Genomic DNA, 13,979 nt, shown 5'->3' with positions numbered 1-13,979 from the left:
TAAGCATATTGCAGCTTGACGTCAAAACTTCTATTTTTTGCTACTCGATGGCTTAAAAAGTCTAATTAAAATTATCGTCAGCACAGCGGCCGGTAATAACCATATAAGATCACTCATCTTAAATTCTCAATATTTGAAGTAGTACTTCAACTTTAATGATTTTGATGTGTTTTGCAAATTTAAGTCGTTTATCTATTATCTTTCAATTTTTCTCCTGACTTATGCCTAGTTAGTTTTAGGACAAATTAACGAGGAAAAGCCATGAAAGACCAAAAATCGCCGTTTATTCGCCAATATGTACGCGCTAGTAGATCACCGTGGGATGACAGCTCTACAATTTTGCTACTAGCTGATGTTGTTGATAAGCAAACACTAGAGCTGGGCTTTACAAACTACATTTATTTACACCGCGATAGCGTGGGGAGTGTGCTGGGTATTAGTATTTCTCAACAGTTACTAGCTGCTAATCCTGAGTTCTCGGAGAGGTATTTGGAAGGTATTGAGATGTATGCTTTTTTACTCATACATATTGAAGACATAACAAACTTTTGCAGCTTGTTTAGTGCAGAATTTGAGCAGCTATTTATGCTAAAACCCAACGTATATTTTGCAGCTGCAGAAGACAGTTGGTTACGGTTAATAGAAAGCTCATAAACTCTGGCGAGCCTTTAGGCTCGCTTTTTAGTTTTAAAGATTCTGATCCAATTGTGTTTTAAATAAATAATTTAAACTCACAAAAAAAGTCACTATTTCTCCCTGAGAGTGCCTATTTATAAATAACCTCATAATAAGGGGAGTAAGTAATTATTAACGGATAATAATTATCAAAATTAATTTACGATAAGGAAATTCTATGACTTGCAGATATACCTCTACTCTAGACATTATCACCCTGTTAGAAGATGTCAAAACGGTTGTAAGGGATAACGATCATAAAATAAACAAACTCATGCTAAGTGCCGACAACCCAAACTTTAAGGGTTTATGGGCTATTGTAGAGCCTCAAGTTTTTAATAAAAAGCACCTTAATTATCGTGGCGTAAAAGTTCTGATATATAAATTAATGATTTGTTTAATAAACGATGTACACCAACCCGTAACAGCATATCCTGATTATGATGACGAGTTTTATGAAGAGCCAGATCAAGCCTTTAGTGATGCGCCAGAGGACCGCTTTGATTCAGTTTTTGATAGCAAGTTTGAGGATGAATTTGAAGACCACTATAAAAATGATATTGAAAATGAATTTGTTGACGAGTTTGAGCAAGATCGTATTGATCGTAATATCCAAGATTCAATAAACAGTCTTCTAAATAAATAATAAAGGACAAATATAAGTTATTTTAATAATAAAATAACTGCCTAATCATTACCCCTAAAATATGCCATGAGTCATTATTTGCAGGCTCACTGCTTAAGCTGGAATCTGGTTTAAGCAGCTCAATCTCATTAATAGAGATTACACCTCTAGGGGAAGGCGTGATGCAAATATAGCGCCTTGTTATTACTTCACAAAAGCGTGTATTTAATAATAATGTTGGCAAGGCTTTAAATAGGCCAAAAGCAAAGGGGGAATAGATTAACATCCATTCCCCCTTTGCTTATCTATCGTTTATTGATAAAACATTTCATTAATTTCTTCACATAATTTAGTACGGAAAATAATAGATGAGTGAAGTAATTCAGCATCGCTTTCACTGAGAAGTGGTGCTCGCGTTTTTTTATCAAAACGCTGTGGCATCTCCTCAAATAACTGTTCGTGGAGTCGTTTAATGTCATCAAAAATTTTGACCGACTGAGAGAATAAAAAAATCTTACTGTAATCGCGTTTTTTTAACGAGGCCAAATATTTTAGCAAAATGACCTGCCGTGCAGTTTTATTTTTAAAAGAGTGCTCCACCTCAATAGCGGCTATTGAGCCATCAGGAAGTAGCACAGCGCCATCCACTGTTCGTGCAGCGGATAGGCCGTTAATTCGTTGAAATTCTGGCTCGGTAATAAATCCCTTCCACATTGGGGCGTACGTTTCATCACTGTGATAATTATGTATACCGCGCAACATGACAAATGCGTTAATCAGATTATGCATTATATGGTTACTATTGAACTGCAGAGCAGGGTTCTTATTACTCCTAAAATACACGTCGATGCCCATTAACTCCTCGGCAAATTTGGCAGCAGTATACGTGGGTACATAGACGCGACCATCAGGGCTTCGGTGTGTTTTTACCACCCGCAAAAACCCATCTTTTTCTAGCCGGTTTAGATGCTCTAAAGCTAACCGATGATTGATGGCATATAGCCAACGTACAATGCCTGGTGTAACAATAGAAAACCGAATAGCAATTAAAACGGTTAATCGTGTTCGGTTAACCCCTTTTTGATGATTGTTTGCGCCTGGATAATACCGCATATCAATATCAAAATAGCGAGGGTAGTGAGTGAGGAGTAGGTTGTTCGTTTCTAAATCTTTTGATGGTTTCTGAGTCAATTCAAAAGTCCTTTTGATGAGTTAATTAGTAAAATTAACTAGCACCGCAACACAAAAATTATCATCATTTTATAATTACATTGCCGTTTTTCATTCCGAGATGCTCTGACAGCATGCACGGAAACATTGTCGCGATAATTATCGCAACAAAAGCCGCTTTCAGCGGATGGTCTCTCAACTTCGTTGTTTAACCATAGGGACTAAAACGCCCGCCAGCTCTGGTGTTGCTCCGCAACGAGCTGACTCGACGCGCTATCGCGCTAGCGTTGTAGACCCAGCGCGAATGTACGAGCTACGCTCCGTACTAACCGCCATACTGCCGCTTCAGACAATGCGATGGGTGCCCCATTATCCGCATTTTTCTTCGCTTTTATTTTCTGACGAAAATAGATGGTTCGATATCAATTTGTGCCAAATTAATATCGAATTTCGCTGATGCGAAACATTATCGCGGTTAGTACAGACCAGCCTGTACATTCGCGCTTTCTCCATGTATTTACGGCTTCGCCTACAACACATTACGCGCTTGTTGGCCTCATTCTGAGGCGCTTTTTTGCAGTTTTTCGTGCCGAAAAATGCGTTTTAAGAGCGTCTTTCAGACAAAAAACGTCTTCAAATTAAACTTATTAATGAATTTTTTAGATAAATAGGAAAGGTTTTTTGCTTAAAAAAAATTAAGTAAAAATAGAAGAGGAGTTAATGCCTTATACAAACTGTTTGTTGCTGAGCTGCGCAGTCAAACGAGTTTGTTTTTTATCACGAAATCATTAAATTGTGAAGTGTAATTAATAATTAAGAAGGTCTAAAAAATGAAAAAGAATGACGTTACTGACATAGCTATTAACCCAACAACAGGATTACCTATCACAAATGCGAGCGCTAATATCGTAGACGTTGGCGGCAATGTGATAGGCCAGCCTAATAGAGTAATGACTGTTTATGAGATTGAAGATTCGATAGCCGATTCAAACAATGATGACTGTTTTGATGCTTTTGACCCGTTCGATGACGGCTTTTAATGCCCAAAATTTTGAAAGCTATTAGTCGATATCGAATAGAAATTGTTTATTCGACTATTACTTTTAGTGGCTCATCTATATTGTTTTTACAGTACAAGTCGACTCAAAATTTTGCTTGGCTTATCGCCCTGAGTTTGTTTTGCACTAAAATTGCTATTGGCATAATTAACTACGAGAAATATTGTCAAAGTAATAAGCGTAGTATGAAGGTAGCGCTCAAATATTTGTTATTTAAATTTGTATAATCCTTGTTCATTTGTCCTAAACGCAAAGCGTCCTGATTTTATTAGGGCGCTTTTTTGTTGAAAGCATTAATTAGACTGTCACCATATAAAAAAGATAAAGGTTTATATAAAAATGAGTTTTTAAAACTATTAAATACGACTGAATAGGAGAGGGTAACTTAGCGAGAGGGGGGGGTCAATGAGTCGATAGGTATGTAAAAATACCTACCAACCACAAGGAATATACAAATTAGTTTTCATATACCTCTGCTTACGCAAAGGGTAAAAATTAGTAGTTACAATTGCTAACTAAATTTTCTTTACTACAGTGTTTTGTCGCTCACCCCCGCCAAAGCGGGGAAACCAATTTAGCAGCACGACTGTCTGGCTAAACTTTCTTTACTACAGTGTTTTGTCGCTCACCCCCGCCAAAGCGGGGAAACCAATTTAGCAGCACGACTGTCTGGCTAAACTTTCTTTACTACATTGTTTTGTCGCTCACCCCCGCCAAAGCGGGGAACCCAACTTAGTAGCACAACAGGCTAACTAATTTTTTATGAACTAATTGTATATTTTTATTATTCTCCATTTACCACGGAGACTGCAGAGGAATAACATTGCTAACCTCTTATGTTTCGAACTTTAAATGCTCCTGTTTTATAATGCAAGCCTTTAGTTGTTTTTAATTTAAAAATAACACGAACGGCAATATTTGTAGGTTTTTAATGGTTTTTTCGAAGTAGATAGGCATTTTTAATTGCAATGTTTAAATTTAGTCCAGTCGTTTTATTAACATTAAAAGCAAAATTACACTGTGTTTTTGTTTTTTTAAGTGTTTTTTTATAAAGGGAGCATCATCTCGCTCCCAGATATCAGTAATACGATTCATATGGCTTTACTTTATTAAAATATAGAGAAAGTAAAGCCAGCAAATTTACGCTAGCTACATTTCTAATTCCCAGCTTATCAGGGTGGAGCGAACCATATTTATTACGAAATATAGTGAACGCTGTGATTTAACATGTATGTAGTCTGGGTCTGCGGTAATTTCGCGCTCACAGTCACTAGATTCATAGATTGGAGAGTTTGATTCATACCACATTCCATAAGAAGTTTCACCAATTTCGTCTTCATAGATTGTATCTATTAGGTCATACTCAAAAATACGTAGGCTGAACTTATTAAGCATATCGCAGAAGAGGTCTGCATTGCTTTCGGTTGCAGCCAATGGTGACGGCCACAGCTTAGTACCATTTCCATTACCCTGAATGAAAACTTCGTTTGCAGGATAAATAAATGTATCTGCCTGTCCACAACTTTCTTCGGACATTGTTTCAGACGATGTTTGTTCTGCACTTAATACTGCTTCTGGCAACGTTAACATTTCCTCGTTCAGGGGCTCATTTTGTCCATAATCGTTGGACGACAAAGCCTTTAATGCTTGCTCCCAAGTTAAATTCATTTCACTTTGAGCAATTTCATCTAGTGCTTGGTTTAAAGGGATTGCCTTTGCTTTTTTTAGTTTTTTTGCATCTTTTTTGGCGCGAGAAATAGACAGGCCAGAAGGAAAGTATTGTTCTAACTGATTCATAGTGTAAACCTTAAATATGCTTACGTCCGCCCACTAACATTACGCATATTAAATGTTTAACTATTTTTATTTGAGAGTATGATTATCCGACAGGACTGCGCTTAAAGTGGGCGAAACGAGCTCATCAGTAAAGCTCTGAAAAGGTTATTAAATAAATTAAATAGGATCGCAACCTCTTTTATTAAAACGCATAAAAAGGCTGTATTGGCATAAAACAAGCCAGCTAAGCTTTTAAACAATTTACCAATCCATTTGTATTAATCTTTGTATAAAAAAGAATGTTAAGTAGCTATTTTTTATGGGTAAATTATATTATTTAATGTAATATACTTTACAAAGTAACAATATGAGCAAACGGACTGTGAATATACTTCTTTCTTGGCTGGGCACCAAAGACATTGATAATATGCTCGATGGTGAAAAAAATGCTTCAATATCAACTCTCGCTACTAACTCTCAAACTCCTTTTGATAAAATTGTAATACTTTCTAATCATCAGCATAAGTATTGGGAAAAGTTTGAAAATTTTGTAAAAAAGCGAATGGCTACAATTGGAAGGCCTCATCAAGATATTCAGGTACATAAAGCCAATATAGCCAGCCCAATTGATTATGAGTCTATTCACCAAGTAACAGCGCTTTGGATCAATAAATTAAGTGAAGAGGCAGATTCCTTATCAATAAATCTGACCTCTGGCACGCCAGCAATGACCACTTTATCTGTGCTTATCGGTAAAGGTAAATCGAACGTTCAATTCCTTCAAGCATCTCCAAATAATGAGTTGCTACACGTTGATATCCCCATTGATTTTGGCCAAGAGTATGTAAAGTCGGCATCTAAAAACATAGCGAATACGGCAACCTCTGAGCCTAAAGTTGAGCAAGCTTTCTCAGCACTCACAGCAAAATCAGTGCAAATGCAAAATGTAGTCAACAAAGCTAAAAAAATTGCAGCCTCAGAAGTACCCGCACTTATCCTTGGCGAAACCGGAACCGGTAAAGAGCTAATGGCCACCGCCATTCATAAAGGAAGCTTACGAGCAAATAAGCCATTAAAAGTAATTAACTGCGGAGCATTTGCAGAAAACCTCGTTGACTCAACCTTGTTTGGTCATAAAAAAGGGGCCTTCACTGGAGCTGAAAAAGACCACCCAGGGCTTTTTGAACAGGCCGACGGCGGTACTTTATTTTTAGATGAGGTTGGTGAATTAACCCCCGAAATTCAAGTAAAGCTTTTAAGGGCATTACAACAAGGCGAGATCAACCGTTTAGGTGACACCCAAACCACTAATGTCGATGTTCGAGTTATTGCAGCCACACATAAAGATTTATCAAAGCTAGTAGAAGAAGGTAAGTTCCGCGAAGACTTATTTTACCGCTTAGCAGTGGGCATAATTCAAATGCCAGCACTGCGAGAGCGGATTGAAGACATCACTGTTATTGTTAATCAACTTGTAGAGCAAATAAACAAAGTCGGTAGCAAACATCCCGACTACACAAGTAAAAATATTTCCGAAAAGGGAATGAAGTTTATTTTATCTCAGCCTTGGCAAGGGAACATTAGAGAGCTTTGGAGTACATTAAACCGTGCATTTTTATGGTCTGACTCACAAACAATAACTGAAAATGACTTAGCAAATGCCATGATTAACCGCGCTAAAAATGAAAGCTTTACAGATGTTACACTGTCATACGACGACAAAATAGATATTACACAATTAGTTGATAAATATAAAAAAGCTTATGTTTTAGCTGCTTTAAAAGCAAGTGGGAATGTTAAAAGCCACGCGGCCCAAATGCTTAATTTAAAAGATCACCAAACGCTTAGCAATTGGATGAAGCGCCTAAAGATCAAACACGAAAAATAAAAAGGACAATAGTGTTGGTATATAAGTTGCCAATACCTATTGAGTAAAAGGAGAAGTAGCCAGTGAAAAAATCAAACTTTGAATTCTTAAAAGGTGTGAACGATATTCTTTATCGCATAGCGTTTGCTGCGGAAAAGAATTTTCCTGACGATCCTAATACCACATTAGTAAAACTGCGTATGTTTGGAGAAGCCTCAGCCAAGCACATTGCTAAACTTCTTGATTTAGAACTCCCCCCTACGCAAGTTGACCTTATCAGAGAGCTTGCAAAAATATCGTGGGTTGATGACTCCATAATCAATATTTTCCATATGCTGCGTAAAGTAGGCAATCAAGCTGTTCACGACTATCACAACGATTTAGACGATGCCGAAATGGCACTGCGTTTAGCATTTCGTTTAAGCATTTGGTATTACCGGCTAATTAAAAAAGACGTTGATTTTGCAGCGCCTATATTTGTACTACCAGACGGCCAACAAGAAAACGAATATCAGCACCAAGTAACAGAGCTAAAGCAAGCACTACAACAAGCATTAAATAGTAACGCGCAAACCGATAGCGAACTTGCCCAAAACAAAAATCAACTTACCGCACTAAGTGGCTATATTGCTATTTTAGAAGGCAAGCAGCAAGAAACCGAGCAGCAAACACAAGACCGAGTAAACGCGCTTGAAGCACAGCTACAAGCCAAAGAAGCAGAGCTTGCACAAAAAACACAAGCAGAGCGCAAAGCCTACAAGCAAGAAATCACGCAACGTGCAGCAGCGCGCCGCTTAGATCTATCAGAAAAAGAAACGCGCTTTCTTATTGATCAGCAACTGCGTGATGCAGGCTGGTCTGCCGACACGCCTGTTTTAAATTATGCAAACGGTACGCGCCCACAAATAGGTAAAAACCTAGCCATAGCAGAGTGGCCAACCGATACCGACGAAACAGGTAAAACAGGCTTTGCCGACTATGTATTGTTTGTGGGTTTACAACCGGTAGGGGTTGTTGAGGCTAAAAAAATAAATACCGACGTATGCGGCAAATTAGCCGAGGCGCAGCGCTACAGTATTTACTTTAACCTTGAACATTTAAACGCCGAAATTCAAGCGCGAGCTGCAAACGATGCAGAGCATCAAAAAGTAGCAGAGCAACTACAAACTCAATACAGCTACCATATTACGTGGAAAGAATCCAAAGAGCCAAACGCACGAAGCTATAAAATACCGTTTGTATTTTCAACAAACGGGCGAGAGTACCGTCGCCAGTCATTAAGTAAAAGCGGTATTTGGTATCGCGATGTTCGTAAAGTGAGTAACCAAGCTAAAGCATTACCTGCATGGCATACACCTGGCGAGCTAAAAGCTAAGCTCGATGGCAACATAGATGCCGCGCAGCAATGGCTCGAAACTAACGAACCAACAGGACTAGGGCTTCGTTATTTTCAAAAAGAAGCCATAACAGCCACCGAGCAAGCCATTAAAAAAGGTCAGCAAAATATATTACTTGCTATGGCAACCGGTACAGGTAAAACTCGTACCGCTATTGCGCTAATGTACAGGTTAATTCAGTCACGTCGATTTAATCGTATTTTGTTTTTGGTCGATAGGCGCTCATTGGGTGAGCAAGCATTAAACTCCTTTGATGACACACGCATAAACGATGTGCCTTTTAACACCATTTTTAATATAAAAGGCCTGACCGATAAGTTTCCGTCAGACGCAACTAAAATACATGTATCAACTATTCAATCGCTAGTTAAGCGCACGCTACAAAGCGATGAGTTTATGCCAATAGAGCGCTACGACTGTATAATAGTAGACGAAGCACACCGTGGTTATATTCTTGATAAAGAACAAACCGATGGCGAAATGGAATTTAGAAACCAGCTCGACTACGTATCAACGTACCGCAGAATACTTGACCATTTTGATGCAGTAAAAATAGGGCTTACTGCAACACCCGCATTACACACAACCGACATTTTTGGTTTACCTGTATACCGTTACAGCTACCGCAAAGCGGTGATAGACGGCTACTTAATAGACCAAGCACCGCCTATAAAAATTATTACCAAACTTAACCAAAATGGTATTTATATCGATAAAGGCTCAGAGGTAACACGCTTAACCTCTCAAGGGGAGCTAATTCAAGACACCCTTGAAGACGAACGCGACTTTGAAGTAGCCAGCTTTAACCGCGATATTATTGCATCAAACTTTAATAAAATAGTTGCCGAGTCATTAGCTACAAAGCTCGACCCAACAGGTAAGCAAAAAACACTCATATTTTGTGTAAACAACACCCATGCCGATAACATGGTGATTGAGCTGCGTGAAGCTTTTAAAAAGCACTATCCAAACCTTGAGCACGACGCCATTATTAAAATAACCGGCGAAAGCGACAAAGATCCTAAAAAAATACAAAGTATGATCACCCGCTACAACAAAGAGCGTTTACCTAATATTGTGGTAACGGTAGATCTACTCACTACAGGGATAGACGTACCGAGCATTTGTAATCTGGTATTTTTACGTAAAGTAAAAAGCCGTATTTTGTACGAGCAAATGAAAGGGCGCGCCACACGTTTATGCCCAGAGGTTGGCAAAGTAAACTTTACTATTTACGATGCCGTTGATTTATACGACTCGCTCGAATCGGTAGATACAATGCGCCCAGTCGTTGTGCGTCCAAAAGTTGAGTTAAACACCTTAGTAAACGAAATAACCGACTCACAAACTTATAAAACATTAGAGGCCGATGGCCGCTCGTTTGCACATCACAGCCACGAGCAACTGGTTGCTAAAGTACAGCGCATTGTCGGTCATGGTGTATTTAATCAAGACAAGTCAGCCCAAATTGATCAATCAATAAAACGCTTAGATACCGTATTGGCCGGTGCTGCCGGTTGCGACTTTGCAAGCCTTGCTCAAACCCTCAAAACCAAAGGGCCAGAGCAAAGCGCCGAAATTTTTACACAACTTCCAAAGCTGGTCGAAAACCTAGAGCACCTTAAAAAGCAAATAAACGAGCTACGCCACGAGCCTATTTTTACCGACATAGAAGACGAGCTAATAGAATTTAAAGAAGGCTATGGCGATTACGACAACGCCGCAGACTTTTTAGACGCGTTCGACAAACTCGTAGAGCAAAGCGAAAACAGCCAAGCTGCGCTGCAAACCGTAATCACCAAACCAAAAGACTTAACCCGTAAAGCATTAATAGAGCTGCAAGAATGGTTTGATGCGCAATCGTTTGACGAGTCAACACTTAGGGTTGCATGGAAAAAAACCACCAACCAAGATATTGCCGCAAGGTTAATAGGGCATATTCGCCGCGCAGCATTGGGCGATGCTCTACTACCGTTTGATGAGCGTGTAAATAATGCACTGGCTAAAATAAAGCAGCAAAAACCGTGGAGTAACGAACAGCTACAGTGGTTAGAGCGCTTAGCCAATAGCTTAAAAGAGCAAGTAGCCATTGACGACGACACCTTTAAAACCGGTAATTACCGCCGCCGAGGTGGTAAGCGCAAGCTCGATGCTATCTTTAATAACGAGCTTAACCAAGTGTTAGAACAATTTAATAACTATATGTGGGAGCAACCTGCTTAATTAATGCAGGTTTACCTTAACCCTTATATTACAATACCAAACACTGTAAAGCGTTGGCCTTAATGCCAACCTACAAATGAAGAGACACTATGAACAACAATGATTTAGTAGCCAAACTTTGGAAAATGTGTGACACCCTGCGCGATGGCGGCGTGTCGTATCAAAACTACGTAAACGAGCTGGCCACATTGCTGTTTTTAAAAATGACCGAGCAAACAGGCACCGAAACCGACTTACTACCACAAGGTATGCGTTGGAACGACCTAAAAGGCAAAATAGGGCTCGACCAACTACAGTTCTACCGCAACATGCTAGTACAACTAGGTAATGACAAACACGCTATTGTGCGTGCTATATTCCAAAACGTAAATACCACTATTACCAATGCAGGGCAGCTTACAGAGCTCGTAACCACAATGGATAGCCTAGATTGGTACCAAAGCGGCGAGGGCGAAAACATCGTTAAAACCCGTGATGACTTTGGCGACATGTATGAAGGCTTATTACAAAAAAATGCTAACGAAACTAAATCGGGCGCTGGCCAATACTTTACACCAAGGCCACTAATAGAAACAATGGTGCGTTTACTAAAGCCGCAGCCGCGCGAAATTATTCAAGATCCCGCAGCAGGCACCGCAGGCTTTTTAATCGAGGCCGACAAATACATTAAAAGCCAAACCAACGATTTAGACGACCTAGACGACGACACCCAAGAGTTCCAAATGAAACGTGCCTTTGTTGGGCTTGAGCTAGTACCCGAAACCCGCCGCCTTGCATTAATGAACTGTTTATTACACGACATTGAAGGCAATGACGAGCTTGGCGGTGCAATACGCCTTGGTAACAGCTTAGGTAACGATGGCGAAAACCTGCCAAAAGCCAACGTAATACTTACAAACCCACCGTTTGGCTCGGCAAGCAGCACTAATATTACCCGTACCTTTGTATACCCAACATCAAACAAGCAACTGTGTTTTATGCAGCACATATACAATAGCCTTGAGCCAGGTGGCCGTGCTGCAGTGGTCATACCCGATAACGTATTATTTGAAGGTGGCAGAGGTGCTGAAATACGTACCGACTTAATGCACAAATGTAACCTGCACACAATTTTACGCTTGCCTACCGGCATATTTTACGCCGCAGGTGTTAAAACCAATGTGTTGTTTTTCCAAAAAGGCACGGTTGATAACCCACATCAAGATAAAGACTGTACAACAAACACGTGGGTTTACGATTTACGTACCAACATGCAAACCTTTGGTAAGCGCAGCCCATTTACTCATAAATACCTTGAAAACTTTGAGGCGGTTTACGGCAGTGATGCTAACGGCCAAGCAGAGCGAGAAGAAGGCGTTTACAATATTTTAGGTTGCACCACACCTGTAAACGATGAAGATATTAAAAACACTGACAGCCCAGAGCTAATAGAAAACGCTCGCTGGCGCAAATTCTCACGTGAGTTTATTAAAGCTAAAAACGACAGCTTAGACATAACATGGCTAAAAGATAACACAGTAACCGATGCAGCAAATTTGCCTGAGCCCGATGTATTAGCGACACAAGCCATGACAGAGCTCACCGAAGCGCTACGAGAGATGAACCAATTGATGATAGAGCTAGGGGCAAGTGATCAAGCAGAAGGGCAAGTTGCGTTATTAGCAGAAGAGTTTGGGTTAGAGAAAAAAGTCATTACGGGGGCCGAGAAATGATACAAGGTAATTTTTTAGAGCTTCCTAGTAATTGGCTAGGTTGTAGCCTAGGTGATGTCATAGATTATGGAAGTACACAAAAGGCAGATGTTTCATCAATCAACAAGGATACTTGGGTATTGGAGCTCGAAGATATTGAAAAGCAATCTTCTAAAGTTCTCAAAAGATTAACTTTTGAAGCAAGGCAATCTAAGAGTTCAAAAAATAAATTTGAAAAAGGCGATGTACTATACGGGAAATTACGCCCTTATTTGAATAAAGTTGTGATTGCGGATGATAGTGGTGTTTGCTCGTCCGAAATAATTCCTATTAGATGTGATGATTCCTTGATTGATTCACGTTACATGTTTAATTGGCTTAAAAGCTCTAAATTTTTAGCTTATGTTGACGAGGTTAGTTATGGTGTGAATATGCCAAGGCTAGGCACAAAGGATGGTAAAAAGGCCCCCTTCATACTGGCACCACTCCCAGAACAAAAGCGCATTGTTGAAAAGCTTGATAGCTTATTGGCGCAGGTCGACACTATACAACAACGCCTCAACAATTTACCGGATATCATCAAACGCTTCCGCCAATCCGTCCTCGCCGCCGCCGTCTCCGGTAAACTCACCGAGCAATGGCGTATTGAAAATAATGTGACGGATGTGGAGGATTCGATAAAAGAAATATTGAATGATAGAAGTGTAAAAGTTACTGCCAGAACTAAATTTCCTCAACCTCACTTAAAAGATGAGGAGTATCCAATTCCAGATAATTGGAAATGGGTTTCGCTTGATTCATTAGCTTCAAAAATAGTTGATGGTGTACATCACAAACCTGTTTATACAGAGGAAGGCGTCCCATTTATGTCTGTTAAAGATATTAAAAATGGGAAAATTACCTTTGATTTTTGCAAGTACATTAGTCAGGAAACCCATAAAGAAATACACCCTAGATGTAATCCAGAAAAAGGTGACTTATTAATTACAAAAAGTGGCACTATTGGAAGAACTGCAATTGTAGAAACGGATGATATATTTGACCTTTTTGTAAGTGTTGCATTGATTAAACCAGCGTCAAGTGAAGTAAACATGCACTTTGTCGATTTAGCACTTCGTAAGTGGGTAAATGGCATTGATATTTCGAGTCGAGTTGTGGGAACAGCCATAAAAAACTTACATTTAAGAGATATGAGAGTATTAGCGATTCCATTCGCTCCAATCGAAGAACAAACCGAAATCGTCCGTCTTGTCGAACAATACTTCGCTTTAGCCGATACCTTAGAAAAAAACCTCGCGAATGCCAAACAGCGTGTTGATAACTTAACGCAATCGATATTAGCCAAAGCCTTTCGCGGTGAACTTGTACCTCAAGACCCAAACGACGAACCCGCCGATAAGTTATTAGCGCGTATAAAAGCAGCCCGACTTGAAGCCGAAAAGCTAGAAAAAGCCGCCAAAAAAGCAGCAAAAGCCAGTAAGAAGTAACACGCTATTT

General features: G+C 39.6%; 9 protein-coding genes. 7 read left to right on the top strand and 2 right to left on the bottom strand.

Going from position 1 to position 13,979, the window contains the following annotated elements; genetic code table 11:
• Positions 1 to 261: 261 nt before the first annotated feature.
• Both FFU37_RS08610 and FFU37_RS08605 read left to right on the top strand, forming a co-directional pair.
• Positions 262 to 654 carry a hypothetical protein gene (locus FFU37_RS08610; protein WP_138489282.1) on the top strand — a complete coding sequence of 131 codons (393 nt, stop codon included), beginning with the start codon at positions 262 to 264 and terminating at the stop codon, positions 652 to 654.
• A gap of 199 nt (positions 655 to 853) precedes the next feature.
• A complete protein-coding gene (locus FFU37_RS08605; RefSeq protein WP_231620124.1) occupies positions 854 to 1,321 on the top strand; it encodes a hypothetical protein in 468 nt (155 codons plus the stop codon).
• 291 nt (positions 1,322 to 1,612) lie between these two features.
• On the opposite strand, the gene FFU37_RS08600 is transcribed toward FFU37_RS08605, so the two are convergent.
• The gene (locus tag FFU37_RS08600) at positions 1,613 to 2,491 is read right to left on the bottom strand and encodes a hypothetical protein (protein ID WP_138489281.1); all 879 of its coding nucleotides are present in this window, start codon (positions 2,489 to 2,491) and stop codon (positions 1,613 to 1,615) included.
• A gap of 809 nt (positions 2,492 to 3,300) precedes the next feature.
• Here FFU37_RS08600 and FFU37_RS08595 point away from each other — a divergent pair.
• Positions 3,301 to 3,510 (top strand): hypothetical protein, encoded by a 210-nt coding sequence (locus tag FFU37_RS08595; RefSeq protein ID WP_007583396.1) that lies wholly within the window; start codon positions 3,301 to 3,303, stop codon positions 3,508 to 3,510.
• A gap of 1,167 nt (positions 3,511 to 4,677) precedes the next feature.
• On the opposite strand, the gene FFU37_RS08585 is transcribed toward FFU37_RS08595, so the two are convergent.
• Positions 4,678 to 5,325: a hypothetical protein gene (locus FFU37_RS08585; RefSeq protein ID WP_138489280.1), complete on the bottom strand. Its 648-nt coding sequence runs from the start codon at positions 5,323 to 5,325 to the stop codon at positions 4,678 to 4,680.
• A 346-nt stretch (positions 5,326 to 5,671) separates the two neighbouring features.
• Between FFU37_RS08585 and FFU37_RS08580 the strand changes: the two genes are divergently transcribed.
• The 4 genes from FFU37_RS08580 to FFU37_RS08565 all read left to right on the top strand — a co-directional run bounded on the left by FFU37_RS08580 (position 5,672) and on the right by FFU37_RS08565 (position 13,969).
• Positions 5,672 to 7,192 (top strand): sigma-54 interaction domain-containing protein, encoded by a 1,521-nt coding sequence (locus FFU37_RS08580; protein ID WP_239022695.1) that lies wholly within the window; start codon positions 5,672 to 5,674, stop codon positions 7,190 to 7,192.
• Between the two features lie 62 nt (positions 7,193 to 7,254).
• Positions 7,255 to 10,791, top strand: a complete 3,537-nt coding sequence (gene hsdR / locus FFU37_RS08575) for a type I restriction-modification system endonuclease (protein WP_138489279.1) — start codon at positions 7,255 to 7,257, stop codon at positions 10,789 to 10,791.
• A gap of 89 nt (positions 10,792 to 10,880) precedes the next feature.
• The gene (locus FFU37_RS08570) at positions 10,881 to 12,503 is read left to right on the top strand and encodes an N-6 DNA methylase (protein ID WP_138489278.1); all 1,623 of its coding nucleotides are present in this window, start codon (positions 10,881 to 10,883) and stop codon (positions 12,501 to 12,503) included.
• Complete coding sequence (locus FFU37_RS08565) at positions 12,500 to 13,969, top strand: restriction endonuclease subunit S (RefSeq protein WP_138489277.1); 1,470 nt, start codon at positions 12,500 to 12,502, stop codon at positions 13,967 to 13,969. Before FFU37_RS08570 ends, FFU37_RS08565 begins: the two co-directional genes overlap by 4 nt.
• The last annotated feature ends 10 nt before the right edge of the window (positions 13,970 to 13,979 follow it).

Origin of the sequence: Pseudoalteromonas distincta (assembly GCF_005877035.1) — a bacterium.
Classification (GTDB): domain Bacteria; phylum Pseudomonadota; class Gammaproteobacteria; order Enterobacterales; family Alteromonadaceae; genus Pseudoalteromonas; species Pseudoalteromonas distincta.
Note: the sequence above shows the minus strand (reverse complement) of the source record. Positions and strands in the feature narration are given on the sequence as shown.